The sequence below is a fragment of the Nocardia sp. BMG111209 genome, assembly GCF_000381925.1.
Classification (GTDB): Bacteria; Actinomycetota; Actinomycetes; order Mycobacteriales; family Mycobacteriaceae; genus Nocardia.
Genome location: NZ_KB907308.1, coordinates 86769 through 112731, shown reverse-complemented (window position 1 = coordinate 112731; position 25963 = coordinate 86769). Strand labels below are relative to the sequence as shown.

At 69.2% G+C, this 25963-nt stretch carries 23 protein-coding genes; 10 read left to right on the top strand and 13 right to left on the bottom strand.

The window, feature by feature from the left end; all coding sequences use genetic code 11:
- Positions 1-13: 13 nt before the first annotated feature.
- Both G361_RS0123910 and G361_RS49685 read right to left on the bottom strand, forming a co-directional pair.
- Positions 14-1420 carry a family 2B encapsulin nanocompartment shell protein gene (locus G361_RS0123910; RefSeq protein ID WP_019929644.1) on the bottom strand — a complete coding sequence of 469 codons (1407 nt, stop codon included), beginning with the start codon at positions 1418-1420 and terminating at the stop codon, positions 14-16.
- A gap of 160 nt (positions 1421-1580) precedes the next feature.
- Positions 1581-1754 (bottom strand): hypothetical protein, encoded by a 174-nt coding sequence (locus G361_RS49685; RefSeq protein WP_196814619.1) that lies wholly within the window; start codon positions 1752-1754, stop codon positions 1581-1583.
- Between the two features lie 96 nt (positions 1755-1850).
- On the opposite strand from G361_RS49685, the gene G361_RS0123905 reads away from it, so the two are divergent.
- Positions 1851-2639 carry a DUF4239 domain-containing protein gene (locus G361_RS0123905; protein ID WP_019929642.1) on the top strand — a complete coding sequence of 263 codons (789 nt, stop codon included), beginning with the start codon at positions 1851-1853 and terminating at the stop codon, positions 2637-2639.
- A 175-nt stretch (positions 2640-2814) separates the two neighbouring features.
- Positions 2815-5793 carry an AMP-binding protein gene (locus tag G361_RS0123900; RefSeq protein ID WP_052172894.1) on the top strand — a complete coding sequence of 993 codons (2979 nt, stop codon included), beginning with the start codon at positions 2815-2817 and terminating at the stop codon, positions 5791-5793.
- Positions 5794-5834: 41 nt separating this feature from the next.
- Here G361_RS0123900 and rffA read toward each other — a convergent pair whose 3' ends face one another.
- Both rffA and G361_RS0123890 read right to left on the bottom strand, forming a co-directional pair.
- Positions 5835-6971, bottom strand: coding sequence for a dTDP-4-amino-4,6-dideoxygalactose transaminase (rffA, locus tag G361_RS0123895; protein WP_019929640.1), 1137 nt, complete (start codon positions 6969-6971; stop codon positions 5835-5837).
- Positions 6961-8067 (bottom strand): glycosyltransferase family 2 protein, encoded by a 1107-nt coding sequence (locus G361_RS0123890; protein ID WP_019929639.1) that lies wholly within the window; start codon positions 8065-8067, stop codon positions 6961-6963. The genes rffA and G361_RS0123890 overlap by 11 nt, the downstream gene beginning before the upstream one ends.
- 295 nt (positions 8068-8362) lie before the next feature.
- Here G361_RS0123890 and G361_RS0123885 point away from each other — a divergent pair, with 295 nt between their 5' ends.
- The 3 genes from G361_RS0123885 to G361_RS0123875 all read left to right on the top strand — a co-directional run bounded on the left by G361_RS0123885 (position 8363) and on the right by G361_RS0123875 (position 11731).
- Complete coding sequence (locus G361_RS0123885) at positions 8363-10537, top strand: membrane protein (protein WP_036495649.1); 2175 nt, start codon at positions 8363-8365, stop codon at positions 10535-10537.
- A 350-nt stretch (positions 10538-10887) separates the two neighbouring features.
- A complete protein-coding gene (locus G361_RS48505; protein ID WP_231387086.1) occupies positions 10888-11499 on the top strand; it encodes a GtrA family protein in 612 nt (203 codons plus the stop codon).
- Between the two features lie 10 nt (positions 11500-11509).
- Positions 11510-11731: a Trm112 family protein gene (locus G361_RS0123875; protein WP_019929636.1), complete on the top strand. Its 222-nt coding sequence runs from the start codon at positions 11510-11512 to the stop codon at positions 11729-11731.
- A gap of 81 nt (positions 11732-11812) precedes the next feature.
- Here G361_RS0123875 and G361_RS0123870 read toward each other — a convergent pair whose 3' ends face one another.
- From G361_RS0123870 to G361_RS0123850, 5 genes are all read right to left on the bottom strand, one after another.
- Positions 11813-12310, bottom strand: a complete 498-nt coding sequence (locus tag G361_RS0123870) for a hypothetical protein (RefSeq protein ID WP_019929635.1) — start codon at positions 12308-12310, stop codon at positions 11813-11815.
- 33 nt (positions 12311-12343) lie between these two features.
- Positions 12344-12982, bottom strand: coding sequence for a TetR/AcrR family transcriptional regulator (locus G361_RS0123865; RefSeq protein WP_019929634.1), 639 nt, complete (start codon positions 12980-12982; stop codon positions 12344-12346).
- On the bottom strand, positions 12979-13761 hold the full coding sequence (locus G361_RS0123860; RefSeq protein ID WP_019929633.1) for an ABC transporter permease: 783 nt from the start codon (positions 13759-13761) through the stop codon (positions 12979-12981). The genes G361_RS0123865 and G361_RS0123860 overlap by 4 nt, the downstream gene beginning before the upstream one ends.
- The gene (locus G361_RS0123855) at positions 13758-14495 is read right to left on the bottom strand and encodes an ATP-binding cassette domain-containing protein (protein WP_019929632.1); all 738 of its coding nucleotides are present in this window, start codon (positions 14493-14495) and stop codon (positions 13758-13760) included. Before G361_RS0123855 ends, G361_RS0123860 begins: the two co-directional genes overlap by 4 nt.
- Positions 14496-14569: 74 nt before the next feature.
- A complete protein-coding gene (locus tag G361_RS0123850; protein WP_155981756.1) occupies positions 14570-15256 on the bottom strand; it encodes a hypothetical protein in 687 nt (228 codons plus the stop codon).
- Between the two features lie 132 nt (positions 15257-15388).
- Between G361_RS0123850 and G361_RS0123845 the strand changes: the two genes are divergently transcribed.
- Positions 15389-15850, top strand: a complete 462-nt coding sequence (locus tag G361_RS0123845) for a nuclear transport factor 2 family protein (protein WP_026343414.1) — start codon at positions 15389-15391, stop codon at positions 15848-15850.
- A gap of 51 nt (positions 15851-15901) precedes the next feature.
- Here G361_RS0123845 and G361_RS0123840 read toward each other — a convergent pair whose 3' ends face one another.
- A complete protein-coding gene (locus G361_RS0123840) occupies positions 15902-18811 on the bottom strand; it encodes a DUF6924 domain-containing protein (RefSeq protein WP_026343413.1) in 2910 nt (969 codons plus the stop codon).
- Between the two features lie 167 nt (positions 18812-18978).
- Here G361_RS0123840 and G361_RS0123830 point away from each other — a divergent pair, with 167 nt between their 5' ends.
- Entirely contained in the window at positions 18979-20046 is a 1068-nt protein-coding gene (locus tag G361_RS0123830; protein ID WP_231387085.1) for an oxidoreductase, read from the top strand.
- Positions 20047-20058: 12 nt separating this feature from the next.
- On the opposite strand, the gene G361_RS44725 is transcribed toward G361_RS0123830, so the two are convergent.
- The gene (locus G361_RS44725; RefSeq protein WP_052172867.1) at positions 20059-21543 is read right to left on the bottom strand and encodes an MDR family MFS transporter; all 1485 of its coding nucleotides are present in this window, start codon (positions 21541-21543) and stop codon (positions 20059-20061) included.
- A 116-nt stretch (positions 21544-21659) separates the two neighbouring features.
- On the opposite strand from G361_RS44725, the gene G361_RS0123820 reads away from it, so the two are divergent.
- Positions 21660-22238, top strand: a complete 579-nt coding sequence (locus G361_RS0123820; protein ID WP_019929625.1) for a TetR/AcrR family transcriptional regulator — start codon at positions 21660-21662, stop codon at positions 22236-22238.
- A gap of 104 nt (positions 22239-22342) precedes the next feature.
- Here the strand turns inward: G361_RS0123820 and G361_RS0123815 are convergent, their stop codons facing one another.
- Together G361_RS0123815 and G361_RS47215 are read right to left on the bottom strand one after the other, a co-directional pair.
- Positions 22343-22792, bottom strand: coding sequence for an OsmC family protein (locus G361_RS0123815; protein ID WP_019929624.1), 450 nt, complete (start codon positions 22790-22792; stop codon positions 22343-22345).
- Positions 22789-23631 (bottom strand): hypothetical protein, encoded by an 843-nt coding sequence (locus G361_RS47215; protein ID WP_019929623.1) that lies wholly within the window; start codon positions 23629-23631, stop codon positions 22789-22791. The genes G361_RS0123815 and G361_RS47215 overlap by 4 nt, the downstream gene beginning before the upstream one ends.
- A 206-nt stretch (positions 23632-23837) precedes the next feature.
- On the opposite strand from G361_RS47215, the gene G361_RS0123805 reads away from it, so the two are divergent.
- The gene (locus G361_RS0123805) at positions 23838-25040 is read left to right on the top strand and encodes a CaiB/BaiF CoA-transferase family protein (protein WP_019929622.1); all 1203 of its coding nucleotides are present in this window, start codon (positions 23838-23840) and stop codon (positions 25038-25040) included.
- A gap of 28 nt (positions 25041-25068) precedes the next feature.
- On the top strand, positions 25069-25956 hold the full coding sequence (locus tag G361_RS0123800) for an LLM class F420-dependent oxidoreductase (protein WP_019929621.1): 888 nt from the start codon (positions 25069-25071) through the stop codon (positions 25954-25956).
- The last annotated feature ends 7 nt before the right edge of the window (positions 25957-25963 follow it).

Genomic DNA, 25963 nt, shown 5'->3' with positions numbered 1-25963 from the left:
CCCGTCACTCCCGTCAGTCCGACTGGCGTGCCACGAGGACGTTGTCGAGAATGCCGAGCGCGTCGGGTACCAGCACCGCCGCCGAGTAGTAGCAGCTCACCAGGTACGAGATGATCGACTGGTCGTCGATGCCCTTGAACCGGACGTTGAGGCCCGGCTCGTACTCGTCGGGAATCCCGGTCTGGTGCAACGCGATCACGCCCTGATCCTTCTCGCCGGTGCGCAGCGCGAGGATCGAGGTGGTGTGGCCGCCGCTGATCGGGATCTTGCCGCACGGCAGGATCGGCACGCCGCGCCAGCCGGGCACCCGATGGCCGTCGAGATCCACCGGATCCGGATAGATCCCGCGCCGGGTGCATTCCCGGCCGAATGCCGCGATCGCCTTCGGATGCGCCAGGAAGAATTTCGTACTGCGCCGCATGCTGAGCAATTCGTCCATATCGTCCGGCGTCGGCGGGCCCGATTCCGTGTAGATGCGCTGTTTCAGATCGCAATTGTTGAGCAATCCGTAGTCCGGATTGTTCACCAGATCGTTCTCGCGGCGCTCGTAGAGGGCCTCGATCGTCAGTCGCAACTGCTGTTCGATCTGATTGTGCGGCTCGTTGAACAGATCGGCCACACGGGTGTGCACCCGCAGCACGCTCTGCGCGAGGCTCAATTCGTATTCCCGCGGCGAGGCGTCGTAGTCGACGAAGGTGCCGGACAGCGTCGGTTCCCCGGAATGGCCGGAGGAGACCTCGATATCGGCCTCGCCGTGCTTGTTCTGCGCCATGGCCGGCGCCTCGGCCACCGCGGCCAGATGCGCTGCCAGCGCCGGAATGTCAGCGACGAGCCGGTCGACCGCGCTGCGCGGCAGCGACAGCAGCGTGGTGCGGGTGACGGTCTTCACCGTCACCGGCCAGATGGCGGCCGGGTCGATGAGGGTGGCATCGCCGAAATACTCACCGCCGCCGAGCAATCCGAGCCGGGTGGGCTCGCCGAAGTCGCCGGTGCCGAGCTTGCTCAGCTTGCCGTGCACGATCAGCAGGACCTGGTCCATCGGGTTGCCGAATTCGGCCACCACCGTGCCGGGTTCGAGCTCGCGCTGCTCGAAGCGCTGCGCGACCGCCCGCAGCACCTCCTCGTCGTCGAATTCCCGCAGCTGCGGCAGCTCCTGCAGCTCGAGCGGGATGACCCGGGCCTGCGCGCCGTCGACGACGAATTCCACCTCGCCGTTGCCGACGGTGTGGGTGAGTCGCCGATTCACCCGGTAGACACCGCCGCGGACCTCGACCCACGGCAGGGCGCGCGACAGCCACCGGGAGCTGATGCCCTGCATCTGGGGCTCGGATTTGGTGGTGTGCGCCAGCGGGCGGGCGGCGGTGGTGGAGAGGCTCTTCTGAGCGTGATTGTCGGTCTGGAGGGGGAGTTCAAGGGTCATGCTGGGTCCTCACCTCGTGACGACCATTGCGCGACGACGCAATGGGTGCAACGGAGATCGGCGGCAGGTTCGATTCCGGCGGCCGAGAAACATCGGATCGCGATCCGAATGTGAGAATGTGAATTGACAAGTGCGGCAGTGCGTTCCAGCGTCCTCGATCTTACGTGCCGATCGGGCCGCTGGGAACATCTATCGGAAAATCGATCGGAAAGTTGTCGGCGTGGCTCGAAAAGCGCTGCAAGTCCGGCGATTCGAGACGTCCGGCAAACTCGTTTGCGACATTCGGGACCATGCGGTTATCGGTGGCAAATCGGTCGGCGTTCGGAATATCCACCACCCGTACGGCTTCCGGCTCCTACCGTGTATCCGGGGATCATTCCTCCGATTCTCGTCCACTTCGTGCCACGCACCCTGTTCGAGGGGTTTCCGCATGTTCACCTGGATGTACTACCTGCCGACCTGGGCCGGTTTCCTCATCATCACCGGCGTCTCGGTGCTGCTGGTGGCGGCCGGCATCCTGCTGGCCCGGCCGCTGGTGCACAAGCTCTTCGGGCCCGAGCCGGGCCGCAACGAGCAGGTCACCATGGTGCTGACCGTCGGCGGCGTCTTCTACGGCCTGCTGCTGGGCCTGGTCGCCGCGGCCACCTACCAGTCGTTCGACACCGCGCAGAACCTGGTCGCCGACGAGGCCGCCGCGATGGGCACCCTGTACCGCGAGGTGTCGTCGTATCCGGAACCGCAGCGCGGCGTGCTGCAACAGGATCTCGTCGACTACACCGACAACCTGCTCACCGTGGCCTTCCCGGCGCTGCGCGACGGGCAGGATCCGCCCGGCGGCACGGCCCTGGTCACCCGCTTCCAAGGGGATCTGCTGGCCTTCCAGCCGCAGACCCGGTCCCAGGAGATCGTGCACCAGGCCGCGATCGAACAGTTCGCCCAGTTCGACGAGCAGCGCCGACATCGCATCAACGCCTCGGCCGGCGGGCTGCCGAATGTGCTCTGGTACGTGATCGTGCTCGGCGCGGTGGTCAACCTCGTACTGGTATGCCTGTTCAGCCTGTCCGGCCGGGGTGCGCACCTGCTGCTCGGTGGTCTGTTCGCCTTCTTCCTCGGCACGATGATCTTCCTGATCGCGGCGATGGACTATCCGTTCCGCGGCGACCTGAGCGTGAGCCCGGACCCGGTGGTGACGATGTATCACAACGTCATGGGCCGGTGAGCGCCGTGGCCCGGATCGGGTAGCGGCGAGTTGCCGCCGGACTGTTGCCGCAGCAGGCGAGGGTTGTGGCAAGCTCGACAGGGCGGGTCTCCGGAGTGCCACGCGCCGGGTGTGAGGGCTGGGAGCAATCGTGAAGTTCGGTACGAGGTCGGTGGTCGAGTCGGCGCGGCGGTTGATGTCGACCGCGCGCAACGGACTCGAGGTGATCCGATTCGGCGGGCTGGCGCACGATATGCAGTCCTCCCCGTACGAGGTCGCCGAGCGCAAGCGCATGTACCGGCTGCGGCACTACTTCCCCGGCGAGGGTGCGGCGGGTGACCGCGGCTCGAGCGACGCGCCCGGAGGCGGCAGCGCGCGTAACCCCGAAGGGCGCCGGGAGGGCCGCAATGGCGACCGCCCGGTCGCGCTGTTCGTGCCGCCGCTGATGGTGTCCGCCGACGTCTACGACGTGAACGCCGAGGGCGGCGCGGTCGGTATCCTGCATCGCGCCGGAATCGATTGCTGGGTACTGGATTTCGGCTCCCCGGCGACCGAGGAGGGCGGCTGGCAGCGGGATCTGTCCGATCACGTGCTGGCGCTGTCGGCGGCCATCGACACCGTCGTGGAGACCACCGGGCGCAATGTGCACCTGATGGGCTACTCGCAGGGCGGCATGTTCGCCTATCAGGCCGCTGCCTACCGGCACGGCCGCGGCGTCGCGAGCATCGTCACCTTCGGCAGCCCGGTCGACATCGTCGCGGGTATGCCGTTCGGCCTGCCCTACGGCCTGGTCTCGGAGGTGACCGACTTCATCGCCGACCACGTGCTCAACCGGCTGCCGATCACCGACTCGATGGTCCGCGTCGCCTTCCAGCTGCTGGACCCGGTCAAGACCGCCAAGGCCCGCTTCGACTTCCTGCGCCAGCTGCACGATCGCGACGCGCTGTTGCCGAAGGAACGGCAGCGGCGATTCCTGGAACAGGACGGCTGGGTCGGATACGCCGGGCCCGCCGCCGCCGATCTGCTCAAGCAGTTCGTCACGCACAACCGGATGATGCTGGGCGGCTTCGTGATCGGCGATCAGCCGGTCTCACTGGCCGAACTGAAATGCCCCATCCTGGCCTTCGTCGGCGAGATCGACGATATCGGCCAGCCCGCCGCCGTGCGCGGGATCGTGCGGGCCGCACCGAACGCCGACGTGTACGAGGCCGATCTGGCCGCCGGTCATTTCGGCCTGGTCGCCGGGAGTACCGCCACCGTCAGCACCTGGCCCGTCGTGCGGGACTGGGTGTTCTGGCAGGAGGGCGCCGACGGGCCGCCGGTGGGGGTCGAGCCGATGCCCGAACATGTCGAGGGTGGCGGGCCCGTCTCCACGATGACCCGGGTGGTGGATACCGTCACCGGTATCGCCGAGGCCGGTGCGGGTATCGGCCGGACCCTGGAAACCCTGGCGGGCAAGGCCTTACGCGGTTCGGTGGAACTCACCGGGGAGGCGGCCCGCGCGCTGCCGCGGCTCACCCGGCTCGGCATGATCGAACCGCACACCCGGGTGTCGCTGGGCCGGTTGCTCGCCGAACAGGCCCGGCGGGCCCCGCAGCGGGAGTATCTGCTGTTCGACGATCGGGCCCACACCCATGCCGCCGTCAATACCCGCATCGACAATGTGGTGCGCGGCCTGATCTCGGTCGGCGTGCGGCCCGCCACCCGCATCGGCGTGGTCATGGAGACCCGGCCCAGCGCGCTGGTCGCCGTCGCGGCGCTGTCGCGGATCGGCGCGGTCGCCGTGCTGCTGGCCCCGGGCCGCGATCTGCCGCACGCTCTCGAACTGACCGGCGCGCACACCGTCGTCACCGATCCGGAGAATCTGCGGGACGCGGCCGCCACCGGCGCGCGGGTGCTCGTCCTCGGCGGCGGTGAGGCGCGCGGCCTGGACCGGCCGGCCGCCGGTGACATCACCGATCTCGAGCAGATCGACCCCGCCGAGGTGGCGCTGCCGGGCTGGTTCCGCCCGGATCCGGGACTGGCCCGCGAACTCGCCTTCATCCTGGTGACCGGGACCGGCCCGGGGATGGAGGCGAAGTACGTCACCAACCATCGCTGGGCGTTGTCCGCCTTCGGTACCGCCACCGCGGCCGATCTGGACCGCGGCGACACCGTGTACTGCCTTGCGCCGCTGCATCATTCGTCCGGTCTGCTGGTGAGCCTGGGTGGCGCGGTGGCCGGCGGCAGCCGGATCGCTCTGGCCCGCTCGCTGGATCCGGCCCGCTTCGGTGAGGAGGTGTACCGCTACGGCGTCACCGTCGTCACCTACACCTGGACGATGATGCGCGACATCCTCGACGCCGACGTCTTCCCGGGCGGTCACCAGCATCCCATCCGGTTGTTCATCGGCTCCGGCATGCCCGCCGGGCTGTGGCGCCGCACCACCGAGAGATTCGCGCCCGCAAGGGTTCTGGAGTTCTACGCCTCGGTCTCCGGAGATGTGGTGCTGGCCAACGTCGCCGGGCTGAAGATCGGCAGCAAGGGGCGGCCGGTGCCGGGGACGGCCCGCGTCGAACTCGTCGCCTACGATCCGGCGACCGACGAGATCATCACCGACGCACAGGGTTTCGCGCGCCGGGCGGCGGACAACGAGGTGGGCCTGCTGATCGGCCGGGCCACCGATGCCACCGATCTGTCCGGTGGGGTGCTGCGCGGCCTGTTCGCCGCCGGCGACGCGTGGCTGCCGACGGAGAACCTGTTCCGCCGCGACGGCGACGGTGACTGCTGGCTGATGGACCGCCGCGACACGGTGATCGGCACCGCGCGCGGCCCGGTGTACACCGAGCCGATCGTGGACACCGTCAACGACATCACCGCCGTCGACACCGAGGTGGCCTTCGCGTTGCCGATCGGCGGGAAGACGCTGGCCGCCGTGGCCGTGAGCGTGCGCGACGGCCACCGCCTGGATCCGAAGGATGTCACCGAGGCGATGCGGGCACTGGACCGGGCCCAGCGTCCCGATCTGGTCTTCGTCGTCGACGACATCCCCCGCAGTACCACCTTCCGGCCCTCCGCCGCGGCGGTCCGGGCCACCATCGAGCCGGTGCCGGGCCCGGGTACCTGGTTCTACGACCGCGCGACGGAGACGTACGAGATCCTCACCACCGAATCCGTGGTGCCGACCCTGGGCTGAGGCGCCGAGCTGCCGTCTTCGCCCGAGGCGTGGGCCGGCGCTCAGACCATGAAGTCGGTGACCGCGTCGACGACCCGGGCGACCTGCGCGTCGGTGAGGTCCGGCCACAGCGGCAGCCGGATCAGGGTGCCCGAGAACTCTGCGGTGCGCACGCACGGGGTCGGGGTGCGGCCCAGCTTCAGGCCCGCCGGGCTCGAGTCCAGCGGCACGTAGTGGAACGGCGCCGAAATGCCTTGTCCCCGAAGATGATCGATCAGGTCGTCGCGGCGCTGCTCGGTGGGGGTGCGCAGGTAGTACAGGTGCGCGGTGTGCTCGCGGTCGGCCGGTACCTGCATCAGGCGGACGTCGTTGCGGGCGGCCCAGTCCGGCAGGGCCGCGGCGTACGAGTTCCAGACCCGGAAGCGGCCCGCCTGGATCGCCTCGAATTCGGCGAGCTGCGCGTCGAGCACCGCGGCGTTGAGTTCACTGGGCAGATAACTGGATCCGATGTCCTGCCAGGAGTACTTGTCCACCGCGCCGCGCAGGAAGCGGGCCCGGTCGGTGCCCTTCTCCCGCATGATCTCCGCGCGCGCCATCAGGATGTCGTCGGTGAGCAGCAGCGCGCCGCCCTCACCGCAGTGCACGTTCTTGGTGTCGTGGAAGCTCAGCGCGCCGACCGCGCCGATGGTGCCCAGCGGGCGACCCCGCCAGCTGCCGCCCAGCCCGTGCGCGTTGTCCTCGACGATCGCGATACCGCGCGATTCGGCCAGCGCCAGCAGCCGGTCCATCTCGGCCGCCACCCCGCCGTAGTGGATCACCATGATCGCCTTGGTGCGCTCGGTGATCGCGGCGGCGACCGAATCCGCGTCGATGTTGCCGCGGTCGTCGATATCGGCGAACACCACGGTGGCCCCGCGCAGCGCCATCGCGGTGGCGGTGGAGGTGAAGCCGAAGCTCGGCACGATCACCTCGTCGTCCGGACCCAGCTCCAGCAGCAGTCCGGCCATCTCCAGCGCGTGCGTGCACGAGGTGGTCAGCAGGACGTGCGGCGCGGTGGTGATCCGCCGCAGCTTCTCGGTGGCGGCCGCGGTGAACGGGCCGTCGCCGTGACTGTGATCCGAGGACAGCACCGCTTCCAGATTGGCCAGCTCACCGGCGGCCCGGCGGGGCCGCGAGAAGATGATGCGGTCAGTGCTCACCCGGGTCGCTCCCTGCGCTCGTCGTGATCAATTCCGGCTCGGGCAGCTCCAGCGGGAGCGCGTCCGGCCGCGGTGTCGGCGAATCTACCGTCAGATACAGCGGTTTGCCCACCAGGACGTGCAGCGCCACCCCGAGGTACTCGGCGATCAGGCCCAGTGAGAAAAGGATCGCCCCCGATACGAGCAGCAGGACGACGATCGTCGAGGCCCAGCCCTCGGGGTTGCTGCCCTCGCCGAAGATCTTCTGCCAGGTGATCACCGCCGCGAAGACCAGCCCGGCCAGGGCCAGCGTCACGCCGAGCATGCTCACCAGCCGCAGGCCGCGAGTGCCGCTGCACAGCACCATCTTCCAGAACAGCGAGAACAGCCGGCGATAGTTGTAGCCGGACTCCTCGCGACCCTCGGCCCGCAGCACCACCGGCGCCTGCGCGGCCTCGCCGACCACCCAGGTCAGCGCGACGTCGAGATACACCCCGTTGGAGGCCACCCCGGCCAGCTGCCGGCCGATATCGCCGCGGATCAGCCGGTAGCTCTCGAACCGGGTGGAATCCGGGAAGGCGAACAGCGTCGCCAGCACCAGCTTCGCGCCACGGGAGGTGAGGTTGCGCAGGAAACCGTGCGGCCGGGTGTTGCTCGGCTTGGAGTAGACCAGATCGGCCCGCTGGGCCAGCGCGGTATCGATGAAGGTCCCGATGAACGCCGGATCGTGCTGGCCGTCCTCGTCCATGGTGACGATCCACTCGCCGCGGGCCGCGGACATGCCGGCGATGGTCGCGGCGTCCTGGCCGAAGTTGCGGCTCAGCCAGACCACGCGCACCTGGTCGTACTCGCGGTCCAGCCGCTCCAGCACGACATCGGAACGGTCGGGACCGTGGTCGTGCACCAGCACGATCTCCTCGACCACGAAGGTGGCGCCGCAGGGGGTGGTGGTCGGCCGCGCGAGTTCGTGGAGTTCGGCGACCAGATCGGCGATCGTCTCCTCGCCGCGATAGACCGGCACGACCACGGAGACGCCGTGGGCGCGGCCCTGGTGACCGTTGCTCCGGGCGTGGACGACCGGGATGCGGTGGTGCGAACGTGCGGAGGGTATCGGCATCAGCTGGTTCGACTTTCGATGACGGTGCGCGCCGGAACCCCTCGCATGGTATGGCAGGGCCCGAATGTGGGGTGAACTCTAACACGGTCACAGGTGGCCGGGCGGCCCCACACACCCCGGTCGGACCACGGCGGCTGCCGAGCCCGGCGCGGCCCTGTAGGGTCTGACAATCGTGGTGGATAGTGCCCTGTCGACGGCCCTCGCCGAGCCGTCCCCGATCGCATCGGACGTGCCCGTCGAGGAGCAGCCGCGCGGTCGTGGCGGCCCCCGGCGCAGCGAGGCGTTCCGGTGGGCGATGATCACCGTCTTCGGTGTCGTCGCCGGATATGCCGCTGTCCTGCTCGCCAATCCGCGGCACTTCTACACCGACGACAGCGAATCCCAGTACACCCCGCTGTGGATCATGTTCGGCCGCGCGCTGCGGTCCGGGCATCTGCCGATCCTCGTCCCCGAGCAGTGGATGACCGGCAACTACAGCCAGGAGGAGGCGGGCCTGTTCAACCCGCCGCAGCTGCTGATCGATCTGATCGCGCCGTCGGTGAACAACCTGGCCCTGCTGGACACCGTCGTCAAGCTGATCTTCTCGATCATCGCGGCGCTCGGCGTGTACCGGGTCTGCCTGGCCTACCGGTCGCGCGCCCCCTGGGCGGCCGTGGCGGGTATCGCCTTCCCGCTCACCGGCTGGTTCCTGTTCTTCGACGAGGCCAGCTGGGTCACCTCGCTGACCGGCACGGCGTGGATGATCAACGCCTGGGCCTCGGCGGTCCGCTATTCCCGCGGCAAATCGGGCCCGATCCCGGTGTTCGTCTTCCTGTACCTGGCGATTTCGGTCGAATACGTCTTCCCCGCAGTCGAATCCGCGCTGATGCTGATCGCGGTGGCGGTCGGCGAACTGGTGTATCGGCGCAAATGGGAACCGGTGGCGCGGCTGACCGCGGTGGCGTTGTGCGCGGGCCTGGCCGGGCTGATGACCTATCTGCCGAGCATGTTGTCGGCGAAGGTCAGCTGGCGCGGCAACTCCCAGATCAACAACGACATGTTCCTGACCGTGCCGTGGTCGGAATCGCTGAATGCCAGTTTGCCGTCCACACTTCCGGCGTTCACCTCCTGGTGGGGCTATATTCAACCGCTGCCGATGACCTACATCGCCTGGTTCCTGATCCCGGTGCTGGCGTTCGTGGACTGGCGGAAGGCGCGCGACGCCTGGCAGGAATTCACGGCCGCCGCGCTGTTCGCGATCATGTTCCTGATGTGGGCGGCCGGTCCGGGCACGGTCGGGCCGCTGCGCTGGCCCGCGCGCGTGCTGCCGATGGTGGCGCTGGGCCTGCTGATCCTGGTCTGCGTGCTGGTCGGCCGGTTCGGCACGGTGCGCGGTTGGCGCAACCGGTGCATCGCGGCCGCGGTGCTGATCCTGGCGCTGTGGGTGCGCACCTTCAGCGCCGACCCGCACGATGTGGCGTGGCATCTGCTGTCGGCGGTCGTGGTGGCGGCGCTCGGCGCGGCGGCGGTGTGGCTGGGCCGCACCCGCGGTACCGCCGCGGCGGCGGCGCTGACCATCGTCGCGATGTTCCCGATCGCGTACGCGCAGGTGTGGAGCGTGCAGCCGACGCCGATGTCGTGGAATCTGCCCGCCTATCGCTCCGACGCCAAGGCGGCGTTCCCGCACTTCACCGGCACCACCATCCAGCTCGGTGACCGCGGGCTGTTGCAGCCGAACGACAAGTCGATCGAGGGCGCGTACGGCTCGCTGGTGTTCGGCAACTACGCCCGCGACCTCGAGCTGAGCTATGTCAACGGCTACACCCCCAACGGGCACTACTGGTTCGGCGACATGCTGTGCATGCGCTGGGACGCCAGCGTCTGCCCCGACGCCTACCGCCGCCTGTTCACCCCCGAGCCGACCACCGGCCGCACCCTGGTCGATCTGCTGAAGCTGGACCGGGTGGTGTTGCAGAAGGCGATGTTCCCCGACGTCGGCGAGCAGCCGGCGCCGGACGGCTGGAAGTGGGCCGACTATCCGGGCCACGACCGCTACATCTGGGTGCTCGAGCGCGAGGACGGGCTGATCTCCACGGTGAACGGCCGCGTCGCCGACGCTCACGACGTCACCGCCACCTCGCTGTCGGAGTCCGACACCACCAGCCGCGTGCGGGTGTCCTCGGCCGAGGGCGGCCGCGTGGTGTTCGCCCGGCTCGGCTGGCCCGGCTACCGCGCGACCCTGAACGGGCATGCGCTGCCGATCACCACGGTGTCGAAATCGATTCTGGCGGTGGACATTCCGGCGGGCACCTCGAACGCCGACCTGGAGGTGTCGTGGCGGCCGCCGGGCTGGAAGATCTGCATCGGCACCGCGGTCGTCGGCCTGGCCGGACTGGGTGTCCTGCAATGGGCCTATCTCCGGACCCGCCGCCGCGACGGCGACGATCCGGAGGCCGTCGCGGAACGCGAACCGGCGGAAGTGGTTTCGTGACCACCCTGCCGGACTGCCCGCCGGATCCGGGCGCCGCCGCCGTTCCCGCGCGGCGGGGGACCGGCACGTCCGAGCCGGACACCGGCAGCGTCGCAGCCGGACCGCTGACAGCCGGATCGGGTAACCACTTGATGCCGGACGAAGTCGGCAGCCGCTCTGTTGTCCGACCACAGGCCGAAGGTGCCGAGCAGGCAGCGGAGCCGCCGGCGCTCACCCCGGGTGCAAGTGCCGGGGCGTTCGGGCCGGCCTCCGCCGGAGGTGCCGGGCAGGCGGTGGAGCAGCTCGCGCCGGCAACGGATCGAGGTGCGGAGCCATTCGGGCTCGCCCAGAGCGGAGGTGCCGGGCGGGCGGTGGAGTACCTCGCGCCGGGCTCGGGTGGGGGTGCCGAGTTGCTCGCGCCCGTACCGGGTGGTGGCGTCGGGGCGGATGGGCCGTCGCCGGACAGCGCCGGCGAACTGATCGAACCTTCGTGCGGGGATACGACTGCCGTGCCGGGGGCGACAGCAGCCGAGGCAGGTGGCGAGGAGCAGGCGCCGGGGCTGTTGCTGCGGTTGTTGCGGCGGCAGGAGATCGCGTTCGCGGCCGTGGGGGCGGGCAACACGTTGCTCGGCATGGCGCTGACGGTGTTCTGGCTGAAGGTGCTCGGATCCGATTGGCCGCCCGCGGTTTCGGTGGTGCTGGCCTACTGTCTCAGCATCCTGGCCGCGTTCGTGGCGCACCGGACGCTGGTGTTCCGGGTGCGGGGTCATCTGTGGCGCGACTTCGGCCGCTTCATCGTGGTGAATTCCGGTGGGCTGCTGCTGAATACGGTCGGTGTCCAGCTGGCGGTCGGGACCTTCGACCTGCCGGCGACCCCAGCCACGGTGGTGGTGATGGGTCTGGTCGCGGTCGCCAGCTATTTCGGTCACCGGTACTTCTCGTTCCGGCGGGCACCGGAACCTGCCGCCGAGGGGGACCGGTAGGTTGTCGGTCATGCCGGAACACACCTTGGATCCCACCCTGTTGAGTCTGCTGGCCTGCCCGCAGGACAAGGGCCCGCTGTCGCTGGTCCGGACCGAGGGCGGCGACAGTGTGCTCTACAACCCGCGGCTGCGCCGCGCCTACCCGATCGACGACGGCATTCCCGTGCTGCTGATCGATGAGGCGCGCGAGGTGTCCGAGGCCGAGCACGAGGCGTTCACCGCCCAGGGCTGAAGACGCCGTACTCCGGCGGCGCCGGTGGCCTGCGCCTGGCGGCCCGAGGCGGCGGGCCGCGGCGGCGCGACAGCCATCGGGTCAGTGGCTGGGCAACCGCTCGGTGGACCCGGCCGCGAGTGCCTCTTCCAGATGTTCGATGCCCAGCCGGACCGTGCTGCCGTAGCCGTCGTCGGCGAGGATGCCGACCCGGTCCCGCGCGGCGTCCAGGTGCCGCCGCGCGGCGGGGAACGAGCCCAGGCGCCGGAAGTTGTCGGCGAGGTTGAGGTGCAGCGACGGATAGAATCCGGCGACGCTCAGCCCCGCGTCGTGCTGCTGCGCGCGTTCGTCGGTGAGCGCGTCGGCCGCGTCCAGCGCGCGGATGTCCCACACCAGGGCCTCCGCCGGATCGTCGCACAGATCGGCGAGATAGTGCCCGATCGTGCAGCGGTGCAACGGATCACCGGTGACCCCGACGCGTTCCCAGAGCGCGGTGAGATCCGCGTGGGCACGCGCCGGGTCGCCCCGGTGGCCGGCGGTGACGGCCTCGCCGATGGCCGCCATCGTCTCGTCCGGCGCGGATGTGGTGTCTGTCGTCATGGTCGCCGACCCTAGCCGCAGGCACCGACATCGTCACCCGGGCAGGTCGAGATCGCCGGTGAGATAGCGCTGCAGCGTGGGCCCGACCAGCCGGACCAGCTCCTCGACCGGCATCGAGGCCAGCGGCTCGACACCGATGATCTTGCGCGCGACCAGGACGCCGACCATCTGCGACACCGCCAGCGAGGCGCGGGTGGTCCCGCTGCCCGGCGGCGAATCCACCCGGGTCCGAACCTCTTTCAGGACCACCTCGAGCAGGAAGGCCCGCGCGAGCGAGACCTCCCCGCCGCCGATGAGGCTGCGGATCGCGACCACCGCCTGCACGCCGGCGGGGGAGTCCCACAGGCCCACGACGGCCCGGACGATGGTCTCGCCCAGCCGATCCAGCGGCACCGCTCGGATCCGGCCGAGCACCACCTCCGGATCGATCGGGATATCCATTGCGGCGGTGAGCAATTCCTGCTTCGTGCCGAAATAGTGGTGCACGAGAGCGGGATCCACACCCGCGGCGGTGGCGATGGACCGGATCGAGGCCTTGTCGAATCCGACCTCGGCGAATCGGGTCCGCGCGGCGGCGAGGATCGCGTCCCGGGTGCCCGAGTGCCCGGGACGCCGGCCGGTGCGGCCGTTGCCGCCGTCGTCCGATTCCGTCGCCCCGCCGCCGGAACTCACGCGGTCCGCCGCCGCAGCGTCGCCGCCCCCAGCGCCAGCGCGACCGCGGCGAAGGCCGCCACGACCCCCAGATCCCGCCACATGTCCGCGGTCGTGCCCGTGTGCCGCGACACCTGCTGCAACGCGTCGACCGCATAACTGAGCGGCAGCACATCGCTGACGATCTGCAACCAGCGCGGCAATTCACCGCGCGGCACCAGCAGCCCGCACAGGAAGAACTGCGGTCCCACGATCACCGGCATGAACTGCACCGCCTGAAATTCGGTGCGCGCGAACGCACTCGCCAGCAGTCCCAGCGCGACGCCGAGGACGGCATCGAGGACCGCGATCAGCAGGACCAGCCACACGCTGCCGGCCGCCGTCATGCCGAACAACCAGAACGACACCAGGCACGCCAGCCCCGCCTGCGCGGCGGCCGCGGCCGAGAACGCGGTGCCGTATCCGGCGAGCAGATCGAGTTTGGACAGCGGCGTGGTCATCAGCCGTTCGAGCGTGCCCGAGGTCCGCTCGCGCTGCATCGCGATCGCCGTGATCAGGAACATCACGATGAACGGCAGGATCCCGAGCATGCTGATCCCGACCCGGTCGAACATCCGCGGGATCCCCGGCGGCGAGGCGGTGTCCTGGTACACGAAATACAACAATGCCAGCAGCAGGGTCGGCACCAGCAGCAACATCGCGACGGTGCGCGGATCGCCCCGCAGCTGCCGCAGGATCCGGATCGTGGTGGCGAGGTAGCAGCGCACCGATGCCACCGGGGACGCGGAAGTGGTTGTCATCGCGACTCTCCCATCGTGATCAACGCGAGAAACGCGTTCTCCAAACTGGTTTCACCGGTCTCGGCCCGCAATTCGTCCGGGGTGAGCTGTGCGAGCAGATCCCCGTCGCGCATGAGCAGCAACCGATCACAGTGTTCGGCCTCGTCCATCACATGGCTGGACACCAGCAGGGTCCGGCCCTGCGCGGCGAGTGCGTGGAACTGCTTCCACAGCTCCGCGCGCAGTACCGGATCCAGTCCCACCGTCGGCTCGTCGAGCAGCAGCAGTTCCGGATCGGCGACCAGCGCGCACGCCAGCGAGACCCGGGTCCGCTGCCCGCCCGAGAGTTGATTCCCCCGCTGCCCGGCGTGGTCGCCCAGTCCCACCGAGTCGATCGCCGCGGAGGCATCGGCCGCGGACCGCCCGTACAGCGCCGCGAAATACGACACGTTGTCGGTCACGGTGAGATCGTCGTAGATGCTCGGCGCCTGCGTCACATATCCCACCCGCGCGCGCAATCCGGCCGATCCGGCCGGCCGGCCGAGTACCCGCACATCCCCGGACGCGATCAGCTGGGTCCCGACGATGCTGCGGATGAGCGTCGTCTTCCCGCACCCCGACGGTCCCAGCAGTCCGGTGATGGAGCCCTGCGGCACCGAGAGCGAGACATCGTGCAACACCTCGTGGCCCCCCCGCCGGACCCGCAGGTGATCGATCTCGATCGCAGGGGGAGAGCTCGCAGCCGTCATGATCATCTCAATTCATCGAGCGTTGAATTCACTGTATGATGAATTGTGCGCCCCGCAACGCCTCCGCGCAAGACCGCACCTCACCGCACCCGGCTACCGCCACCGGGATCGTGTTCGCCGACGATGGTCCGGACTACCGCTGTGCCCAGATCGCATTGCCGGACAACGGTTTCCGCCGTGCCGCTCACCTTCGGCACCTGTTGCGTGACGTTGACGAGCAACGGTTCGGCCGCCCCCGTGTCGGCGACGACCATGCACGCCGTCTTGGTCAGCCCGCTGTCGAGTCCGGCGGTCCATTGACTACCGGCCCGTATCGCGTAGTACCGGTCGTCGACGAGGAACCGCTCGAACATCTGGGCCGCGTCCTTGTCGACGATGGTCGCGGTGAGCCCGTTGCCGTCGTCGTCCGGCCAGGCGCGTCGCCAGAACTCCCCGAACCGGGTGGCGGTGGTCAGAACACTCACGATGTTGCCGCCGTCCGCCTCGGCCCAGCACCCGTGCCCGGGTTCCATCGGCCCGGGTTCGACGCCGGGGGAGAGGTGAACGGCTGCGCGCAGGGCCGGGGTGAAGGCGTGACATTCGGTGCCGGGGGCCAGGACGGGTGGCCGGTTGTCGCGGAATCCGATGCCGGGATTGCCGACATCCGCCGCCGCCAGCGGCTCGCCGCCGCGCGCCGCGGGGCCGTCGTGACCGCATCCGGCGATCAGCACCGCCGCGAGCACGGCCGGCACGGCACCGCGGGAACCGGGTGATCGTGGTCTGCGCATGAGACATCAACCTCTCTGTGGCCGGGAACTCCGCGGCCGTCTTCGGACTACTGTTCCGGCGCGGTGCCACGCTCACGGGTTATGGTCGATTTCCGTAACGGGCACGAAAATTCGCGTTGAAGAAGGATGCACATGGTCACATTCGATCCGGAGCAGGCCGTTTCGGTCGTCGCCATCCAGCAACTCGTCAGTGAGTGGGCCCACGAGTTGGACGTGAACAACGGGATCGTCGGCATGGGTGAGCTGCTGACCGAGGACGTCGCCTACAACGTCGGCGGCAGCCTGCGCGGTAACCGTGACGAGGTGCTGCAGTTCTACAAGGATCGCTACGCCCGGCTGGAAGCGAGCGAGGAGGGTGTGCCGTTCCATCGCCACACCCTGCACAACCTCCGCGTCGATTTCACCGGAAGGGATACGGCCACCATCGAATTCGGCCTGGCGTACTTCACCACCGCGGGTGTGCCCGCCAAACAGGACCACGCCGATCCGGCCCTGCTGTCCGACGTGTTCATGTCGGTTCGTCGCGGCGAGGACGGGCACTGGCGCATCTCGCGATTCGACAGTGCCATGACCTTCCACCGCGTCAACGGATAGCCCGGCGGCACAACGCATCCGCCTGCCGGGCGGCGCCGGTCCGCCGGGTGTTCACGCGAAACGTTCGTGCACCCCGTCACCGGCGAAGTCTTCGAAGTCCATGTTGCCGAGGTCCAGATTCGTGCTGATCTCCACCGCCGCATCGGGCAGCAGGCGGAACTGGGTGACGAATCCGTCCTCGTCGTCCTCGAAGGGCCGGCCGTCCCATTCGGTGGTGACGGCCAGCAGCGGATGACCCGGCTCCCGCATGGTGATGCCGTCGGCGATGAACACCGCCCCCGGCGTCCCCTGCGGGGACCGTGCCCCGCGCACCTCGCGCAGCACCTGTTCGGCCGGGGCGCCGGTCAGGCGGGGATCGGAGATCAGGTAGGGCTCCTCCGGATCGTCGCCGACCCACGGCAGCCGCAGCTCCCGGATCACCCGATCCCATGCGTCCGGATCGGTGAAGTCGGTGCGGACCACCAGCGCGCTCATGGATTGCCAGCCGTCCAGCACCAGCGGCGATTCGGCCGGAGTTTCGGGTTCGGGCGCGGGCGCCGGTTCGGGTGCCAGGACCCCGCCGAGCAGTTCACCACCCAGCCGGCCGGCGTCGGGCACGACACCGGCCGTGCGGAACAGCAGGGTGTGAATGTGCAACGGGTGCACGAGTTCTGCCAGTGCGGCGGCGACCTCCGGCACCTTGGTTCCCTTGTGGCGCGAGGGGTACTGCCGGATCTCGCTCACGAGTGTGCCGTCCCGATGGAGGCTGAACGTGGGGAAGGCGGACCCCTCCGGCTGCTGTACGGCCGCCACCCACGGTGCCAGCGTCGCGACGGGCAGATCGGGATCGTCGGACACCAGCAGCACATCCGCACCGACGGCGATCGCCGCCACCACGGTCCCGCCCGCCGGATGCGTGCCGTCCCGGAGCCGCCGCAGCTCGTGCCAGGTCCCCGCCACCGGCGTGACACCGATCCGTGCCAGAACCTCTTGCGGGCCGGTGTCCCGCGCCACCGCCACGCGGTGACCACGTCCGGTGAGCCCGGCGAACCAGACGACCAGGCTGTCGTCCTGCGCCAGCAGCGGTTCCCGGACCGGACCCGGCCGCGGCGACCGAGTGGAGGTCCAGACGACGGCCCCGGCCTCGTCGCGCAGTTCGGCCGCGCCGCGCTCGACCACGAGTTCGGCGCCGGGACCGGAGATCTCTTCCAGCACAGTGCCGTTCAGAGCGCGTAGTCGCAGGTATCCGTCCTCGTCGAGGGACAGCTCGTTCTCGACATCAGGGAATCGGTCCCATTGCGAGGTGAGTCCGTGCACGATGATCAGCGCTACCCGCCCGTCGTGACACAGCACGGTCGACCCGTCCGCGCTGGTCAGGCTCTGGCCGTACAAGCTCTCGCCCCGGCGCAGGATGGACCCCCGCGGCACCGGCCGGGGACCGTCCCCCGCCGGCAGCCCGGGAATCCCCGAACTCCACACCACCGCACCGTCCGCGCCGATCAACGCCACCTCACCGCTGTCACGCACCTCCAGCCGCCGCACACCCAGCCATGCGGTACCGGTGTTCCACAACCGATTCCCGCGATGGTCCCAGGCCACCAGATCCCCGTCGGGCCCCAGGCACACCCGGTGCGAACCCGGCGCATCGCTGATCCACACCCGATCACGAGTGAGGTTGTCCCGCAATGCGAAACACGGCGCATACGGCCCGTGCAACAACGTGAACCGGCCCGACGGGGAGGTCAGCGACTGCATCGACAAACTCCCACCCAACGGCAGCCACGAGCCCCCCGCCTGCGGCTCCGGCCCGGCGTCCGCCCGCTCCACCCCGTTGCCCACACGCTCCACCTCGGCGTCCGCGCGCTCCGGCCCGGCCTCCGCCTGTTGCGGCCTGTCATCCGCCCGGCTCGGCTCGGTGTCCGCTTCCTCCGGCCTCTCGTCTGTTCGTTCCGGTGCCGAGAGAGCGCGGTTCACGGCCACGATCGGTCGGAATTCGGCGGCGACCATCGGGCTCAGCTCCTGCGTCCGCACCGAGAACGGCGCGGACAGCTCGTTCGGTTGCGGGATCGCCGGTGTGACGACGGTGCCCCGCAACGGCAGTGGCGCCTCACCCGTGCGTCGCCGGTAGCCCGTGAAACCGCTGGTGACCAGGAATCGCACGGTCTCCAGTTGTAGGTCCGGCGAGCCGTGGTTGCCGGTGATGTCCAGCCGATATCGCGACCAGGATCCCGGCTCCGCGACCGTGAACGTATGGGCCAGGTGCCGTTCCTCGAACGACCGGCCGGACCGGGTATCGAGCGTTCGCCATCGGTGACCGTCGACCGAACCGCGCAGCGTCCACGCCGATGGGTCGCGGTCCGGGTAGTCGTCGGCGGAGGTCAGCTCGTACTGGTCGACCGAAATCGGTGCGGCGAAACGGAATTCGAGGGTCGCGCGATTGCGCGGGGCGAACCATTTGCGGGTGGTCCCGCGCAGCAGATTGGCGGCCACCTCGCCCGCGTGCGGATGTTCCGCGCTGGCCCAGACCTCCTGGACGAGGCCGCTCGCATCCTCCGTGAGCAGTGCGACGGACAGGGCATCGCCCGCGGTACCCGACCATTCCGCCGAGCACATGCCCACCTCGTCGCCGTCGTCGACCAGGATCCGTAGCCGGCCGGCCGGACTCCAGCTCTCGGCAACCGTTGTCTCGGTAGCGAATTCGTATCCGCGCGCCGGGTCCGCCGCCGATCGCTCGTCGAGCTCGCCCCGCAACTCCTGCACGACCCCACCCGCTCGGCGATGCCCGTAACAACTCGCCATATCCGGTGCGAAGCCGAGCGCGGACGGCACGCCCTCCCACGTGGTCCAGGAGATCTGTGCGGGCGCCGCGAGAGCGTCGTCACTCACGTGCAACACCACCGGCGGCGCAGGTTCCCACTGCGCGGCCCCCCGGTTCCGCCGCCACATCCGGTACGCGAACACCTCACCCGGCACCGCTCGCACGATTCCTCCTCATCGGCTGTGCAGCACTGCGAGCGGCGCCCGCAGCGGTACAACGTCGTATCCGAACATGAACAGACAACGGCCCGCGACAGCGGTAACCACGAAAGTGATTGCGGTGAGCCAGATCTCGGCATCCATCTGGCGGCCCCGCGCGATCCGATGTCCGTGTGAGCCCGAGCATAGAGGCCCGCACCGACATGTTCACGCCGGGCGAATATCCGCTGCCGGACGGGCCGATATCGTCGCGATCGTGCCGGAACGTCCGCGCGCACGCGGCGGCGGTGACGGTGCTGTCGGCCGAAACCACTACGGCGGAGAGCTGTTCGCCGGCACTCGGTCCGCCCGGAGGGGGTGAGGTCGTCACCGCGCAGTCCATCGGCGAGGCTGGTGGCATGACGACTGAGAATTCTGCGCGGGCCGCGGGTCACGCGCAGCTGGGTTCGTTCCGGGTGAACCGGATGGGTTTCGGCACCATGAAGTTGACCGGATGGCCGCAGGGTAAGCAGCCCACCCGCGACACGGCGATCGCGCTGCTGCGGCGTGCGGTGGAACTCGGGGTGAACCACATCGATACGTCCCAGTTCTACGACCGCGACGGGATGAACGCGAACGAGCTGATCCGCGAGGCGTTGCACCCCTATCCGGAGGATCTGGTCCTGGTCACCAAGTTCGCGGCCATCGAGCCGGGACTGACCGCCGACGGCCTGCGCAAGAACGTCGAGGTGAATCTGCGGACGCTCGGCCTCGACCGGCTGCACGTCGTCAACCTGCGGGTCGGCGCGGCCATCGCGCCGGTCGAGGAGTCGCTCGAAGCGCCGCTGACCGCCCTGGCCGCACTTCAAGCGGAGGGTGCGATCGAGCATCTGGGCATCTCGAATGTCACCAGGGCGCAGTTCGATCAGGCCCGCGACCTCGCACCGTTCGTCTGCGTGCAGAACGCCTACAACGTCGCGATGCGCGGCGACGATCCGTTGATCGACGCCTGCGAGGCCGCGGGGATCGCCTACGTTCCCTTCTTCCCCGTCGGGGGATTCCAGCCGGTGCTGACCGAACATCTCGGTACCGTCGCCGAACGCCACGGCGTATCGACACCGCAGGTGGCGCTGGCCTGGCTGCTGGCCCGCTCACCCTCGATCCTGCTGATTCCGGGCACCTCGGATCCGCGGCATCTGGAGGAGAACATCGCCGCCGGAGGTCTGCGACTCACCGAGGAGGATCTCGCCCTGATCGGTTAGCCCCGAGGCCGCTCAGTTCGGGGCGGGTGGCTTGTCACCGTGGGTGGTGAGTGGAACGGGCCGGTGATGCGGAACAGCGGAGCTGCCGACACCACGCGATCGACCGGGGAGCAGCAGTGCCGGGAGGATGCCGACGGCGGTGAGGGCAGCGGACCAGGCGAAGGTGTGGCCGTATGCTGCCGCGATGCCGACCGTCGGGTCACCGAGCAGGTGTTGCAGGACCACCGCGAGCACCGCGGCCCCGAAGGCCCCGCCGACCTGCTGCGCGATCCGGGTGGTGCTGCTGGCGTGTGGGATCTGATCCGGCCGCAGATCCCGGTTCGCGCCGACCATGACGGCGATATTCACCGCCGAGAGGCCGATGCCGCGCACCACCAGGGCCGTCCCGAGCAGGACGGCATTGGTGTGCCGGTCGGCGACGACGAATGGCAGTGTGCCGAGCACAGTCGATCCGATGCCCGCCAGTATCACCGGACGCGGTCCGATCCGGTCGGTGAGACTGCCTGCGCCGCGGGCGATCAGGCTGCCGATGCCCTGAGGCGCCAGCATGAGACCGGCGGTCAGCGCGGTGGCGCCGCGCAGCCCTTGATAGAACAGCGGCAGTAACAGCATCGACCCGAAGGTCATGAAGCCGGTGAGAAATAGCAGCGCCATCGAGGCGCTGAACGACCGGATGCCGAACAGGCGCAGATCGATGATCGGCTCGGCCTGTCGCCGACTCAACGCGTAACCGGTGAACACCGCAAGCAGTGCGACGCCGATGGTGATCGGCAGCAACACGCTGAGATGGCCGAACCCGCCGGTGGTGCCGACTTCGGAAAGGCCGTAGACGAGTGCGGCCAGACCCGGCGAGACCAGCAGTAGTCCGGTCAGGTCCAGCCGGGAGCGGGGTTGGCGTTCGCTGTCGGGCAATTTCCGGACCGCCATGGTGATCGCGAGCGCGCAGACCGGGACGTTGACGTAGAACAGCCAGCGCCAGCCCAGGTTGTCGGCGATGAGGCCGCCGAGCGTCGGGCCGAGAATCGGGCCCACCAGCGCGGGCAGCGTAATCAATGCCATGAGGCGGCCGATGCGTTCGCGACCTGCGGCCTGAAAGAGCAGTGTCTGCAGGATGGGCATCATCAGTCCGGCGCCCGCGCCTTGCAGCACCCGGAATCCGATGAGCGACTGGATGTTCCATGCCGCGCCCGACGATATCGAGCCCAGCAGGAACAGTACGAGAGCCGTGATCCACATGGTCTTGGCGCCGAATCGCCGCACCGACCATGCCGCGATCGGCACGGCCATCGCCAGCGCGAGCAGGTACCCGGTACTGACCCACTGCACCGTGGCGAGCGGGGCGTGCAGGTCGCGGCCGAGCGTCCGGAAGGCGACATTCACGATGGTGCTGTCCAGCAACGGGGCCATCATGCCCGCGATCAGCACCCAGGCCAGCGCGAGTACTGCCGGGTCCAACCGGTTCGTTCGGGTTGCTGTGGTCGTTTCGGGGGTCGTCATCACATCCCCCTTTCTCTTCGTCCGTCGACAACAGGGCTTTTTAAGAGACGATGCGTCTCCATTGCTGAAGGCTAGACTACCGATATAAGGAACGCAACGTCTCCAGTTGAGGTGGTATGACGAGCCTGAATCGAGTCACCCGTCGGCGCGGCGAGGAACTGGAAGCCACCATCTTGGCGGCGGCCTGGGACGAGTTGAGTGAGGTCGGCTATACCAAGCTGACGATGGAGGGTGTGGCGGCCCGTGCGAAGACCGGTAAGCAGGTGCTCTATCGGCGCTGGCCGAACCGGGCGGCGCTGGTCATCGCGGCGGTGCGACACCGGACGGGGTCGATCGTCGACCACGTCCCGGATACCGGAGATCTGCGGCAGGACGTACTCGCGGTGCTGCGCCACACCGCATCCCGGCAGCATGATTTTCCCCCGGATGTGATCCACGGCTTGCTTGCCGAGGTGCCGGATCAGAATCCCGAGTTCATGGCCACCGCGCACGAGGTGATGTCGATCGTGCTGCGCCACGCCGCCGAGCGCGGCGAAGTGCGGATGGAACGGCTGACTCCGCGGATGATCACCCTGCCGACCGATTTGGTGCGGCACGACCTGCTGGCGACCCGGAACCCGGTGGACGAGCGTGCGCTGCTGGAGATCGTCGACAGCATTTTCCTGCCGCTGGTCCGGGCGACCACCGCACACTGAGCGAACATCGCGCATCAGCGCCGCACGCGGCCGAGTGCGGCGCCGGTCACAGGGCCTGCGGTTCTCGATGACCTCGGCGGTTACCGCGCGAAGGTGTTGCGGCGCTATCGGTCCGCGGTCGCCGACACGGACACCGTTTCGCGGACGGCCGCCGCGGCATCGACCAGGGCCTGTCCCGGCCGGCGGCGCGCCAGTTCGGGCAGTGCCGCGCGCAACCGCTCGGCGTCGGCGGCGGTCGGTACCCGCCAATCCAGTTCGATCAGTTCGATGACCGCGGCGTCGTCGGCTCCCATCACGTGATCGACGTTCAGGCGCGCGGCGACGGTGAGGGTCGCGGACTCGGCGATCGTGGTCTCGCCGAGCAGCCGCAGCACCACCAGGGAGGCGGCGGCGAGTCCGGCGAGCAGGTGCTCGACCGGATTCGCCCCGAGATCGTGACCGCCGTATCGCGGGGCCTCGTCGATCGTCAGTTCGTGGTCGCGCGCGGTGATCGTGGTGCCGTGGTCGCCGAACCGGGCGTGGACGGTGAGGTGTTCCCGTCGTGGTGAGGTCATCGGATCGCCTCGTAGAAGTCGGTGGCGGCGTCGGTGCCGGTGCCCAGCGCGGCGGCCAGCCAGTCGAGTGCGTCCGCGCCGGCGGTCCGGACGTCCTCGGGGGTGGGCCCGTACTGCGGCGACAGGTAGTCCGCCAGGAAATGGTGTGCGTCCGGCCGACCGGCGTCGTGCAGCAGCGAGGTCACGGCGTCCAGGGCCACGGGATCGCGCTCGCCGATCGCCGTGAGCGCCGCGGTCTGCGCGGCGACGATCTTCCGTACCGCCGGGTCGTCCAGGCTCATTCGCGCGCTGTCCACCGCGAGGCCCGCGGTGGGGAACCGCAGGGTGGCGCCGAAGAACAGCGAATCGGTGAGCCCGAGCCGGACCACGGCGCTGGGTGCGAACGCGGAACCGATCACCGCCGCGTCGGCGGCCCCGGAGGTCAACGCCTCGAGCCGGCGGCGATCGCCGAGACTTCCGCCGGGATAGCGTAGCGTCTCGGGCGATTCGGCTGCCGCCCAATGATTTTCCAGCATCTTCCGCGTGAGGGCGTCGACGATCGACCCGGCCGGAAAGCCGGCGAGGACGGTCGGCCCCGCCGAGCGGAAGTCCGACCTCCGGGTCCAGATCCAGAACAACGGGTGCAGCGTGTGCACCAGCGCGACCTTCCAACGGCGTTGTCCCCGTAGCGTTTCGATCAGCGAGCCACCGAGCCCGGCGGACAGTGCGGCGTCGGGATGGTCGGCGCCGGGCACCGCGCGGACCTCGACGCCCAGCCGGTCGTAGTAGCCCGCGCGGTCGGCGATCTCGTGGCACAGCAGTTCGTGGACGTTGTGATCGCGATAGCCCAGAAGAATCATGTCCGTCCTTTGTGGCGGATTCCGCCCGTTTCCCGATGGTTCATCATTATGAACTCGATACCGTATATGGAACACGAAGGTAACGACCTGCGGCGAAGCCTGTCAAGCATCGAGATCCGACCCCTTGACAGCGGACGGGAAGCGCTCGTAACGTCCATGGAGTTCCAGATAATGATTTCAGTTCATCATAATGAACGGAGCGAGTGATGGGGTTCTCCCACCGAACCGAGGCGCTGACCGGCATCCGGGTGATCGACGCCGCGACGATGGTTGCCGGGCCGCTGGGTGCGTCGCTGCTCGCGGACTTCGGCGCCGACGTCATCAAGGTCGAACCGATCGACGGCGACGAATCGCGGACGTTCGGCCCGGGGCGCGACGGGATGAGCGGGGTCTATTCCGGGGTGAACCGGAACAAGCGGGCCCTCGCGCTCGACCTGCGCACGGCGGCGGGCCGCGAGCTGTTCCACGAGCTCTGCGCGACGGCCGACGTGCTCATCGAGAACATGCTGCCGGCCGTCCGTGAGCGCTTCGGGCTCACCGCCGAGCAGCTCCGGGAACGGCACCCGCACCTGATCTGCCTCAATGTCAGCGGATACGGCGACAGCGGGCCCCTCGCGGGCCGCCCGGCGATGGATCCGGTGGCCCAGGCGCTCACCGGATTCATGGAGGCGACCGGTGTCCCCGGCGGGATGCCGGTGAAGGCCGGACCGCCGGTGGCCGACAGCGCGGCGGGCTATCTGGTCGCGCTCGCGGCCCTGGTGGCGCTGTTCGCGAAACAGCGCACGGGCGAGGGACAGAGCGGCTCGGTCTCCCTGGTCGGCGCGCTGTTCCATCTGCAGACGCCGTGGCTCGGGCAGTACCTGCTCGCGGACTACGTCCAGGCCAAGGCGGGTAACGGCAGCAATTTCTACGCCCCCTACAACGCCTACGCGACCCGCGACGGCGGCGCGGTGCACGTCGTCGCCTTCAACGACCGCCACTTCGGCAAGCTGGCCCGCGCGATCGGCGCCGGGGAACTGCTCGACGATCCGCGCTTCGCCGCGGCCGCGGACCGGCTGGCGAACCGCGAGGCCCTGGACACCGCGCTCGCGCCCTGGTTCGCCGAGCACGACCGGGACGACGTGGTCGCGCTGCTCTGCGCGCACGACATCATCTGTGCCCCGATCCTCGACTACCGCGAGGCCGTGGACCACCCGCAGATCCGGGCCCTGGACCTGGTCGTCGACATCACCCACGACGAACTCGGGCCGCTGCGGGTACCGGGTCTCCCGGTCAAGCTCTCCGGAACCCCGGGACGCGTGCACCGCCCACCGACCTCGCTGGGCGAGCACACCACCGAGATCCTCGGCGATCTCGGCTGTCGGAACGACCGGATCGAGGCCCTCCGGGCCGACGGGGTCGTCCGATGACGACAGAACATATCGAAAGGAAGCGTCAATGAAGGTCGGAATCAGGATCCCCGGAGCGGGACCGTGGGCGGGGCCCGAAGCGATCACGGAGGTGTCGCGGTTCGCGGAGAAGGTCGGCTTCGACTCGCTGTGGATGACCGACCACGTCGCCCTGCCGACCCGCGTCGAGACGGCCTATCCGTACACCGCCGACGGCAAGTTCCTGTGGGAGCCCGCCACGCCGTATCTGGACTGCCTCACCTCGCTGACCTGGGCCGCGGCCGCCACCGAGCGGATGGAACTCGGCACGTCCTGCCTGATCCTGCCGTGGCGTCCGCTGGTCCAGACCAGTAAGCAGCTGGTGAGCATCGACGTGCTGTCGCGCGGCCGGTTGTCGGTCGCCATCGGCGTGGGCTGGATGAAGGAACAGTTCGACGTGCTGGGCGCGCCTTTCAAGGATCGCGGCAAGCGCGTCACCGAGATGGTGAACGCGATGCGGCACATGTGGTCGGCGGACGAGGTCGACTTCGACGGCGACTTCTACCACCTGCACGACTTCAAGATGTATCCGAAGCCGGTGCGCGGCCGGATCCCGGTCTGGTTCGCCGGGTACAGCACCGCGTCGCTGCGCCGCATCGCCGCCATCGGCGACGGCTGGCACCCGCTGGCGATCGGGCCGGAGGAGTACGCCGGCTACCTGGCCACCCTCCGGCAGTACGCCGAGGAGGCGGGCCGCGACATGGCCGAGATCACCCTCACCGCGCGGCCGCTGCGCAAGGCGCCGTACAACGCCGAGACGATCGAGGCCTACGGCGAACTCGGCGTCACGCACTTCGTCTGCGACACCTCGTTCGAGCACGACACGCTCGAGGCCACCATGGACGAGCTCGCCGAGCTGGCCGAGGCCGTCCTGCCCACCGCTCACAAACTGGCCTGAGAAAGGA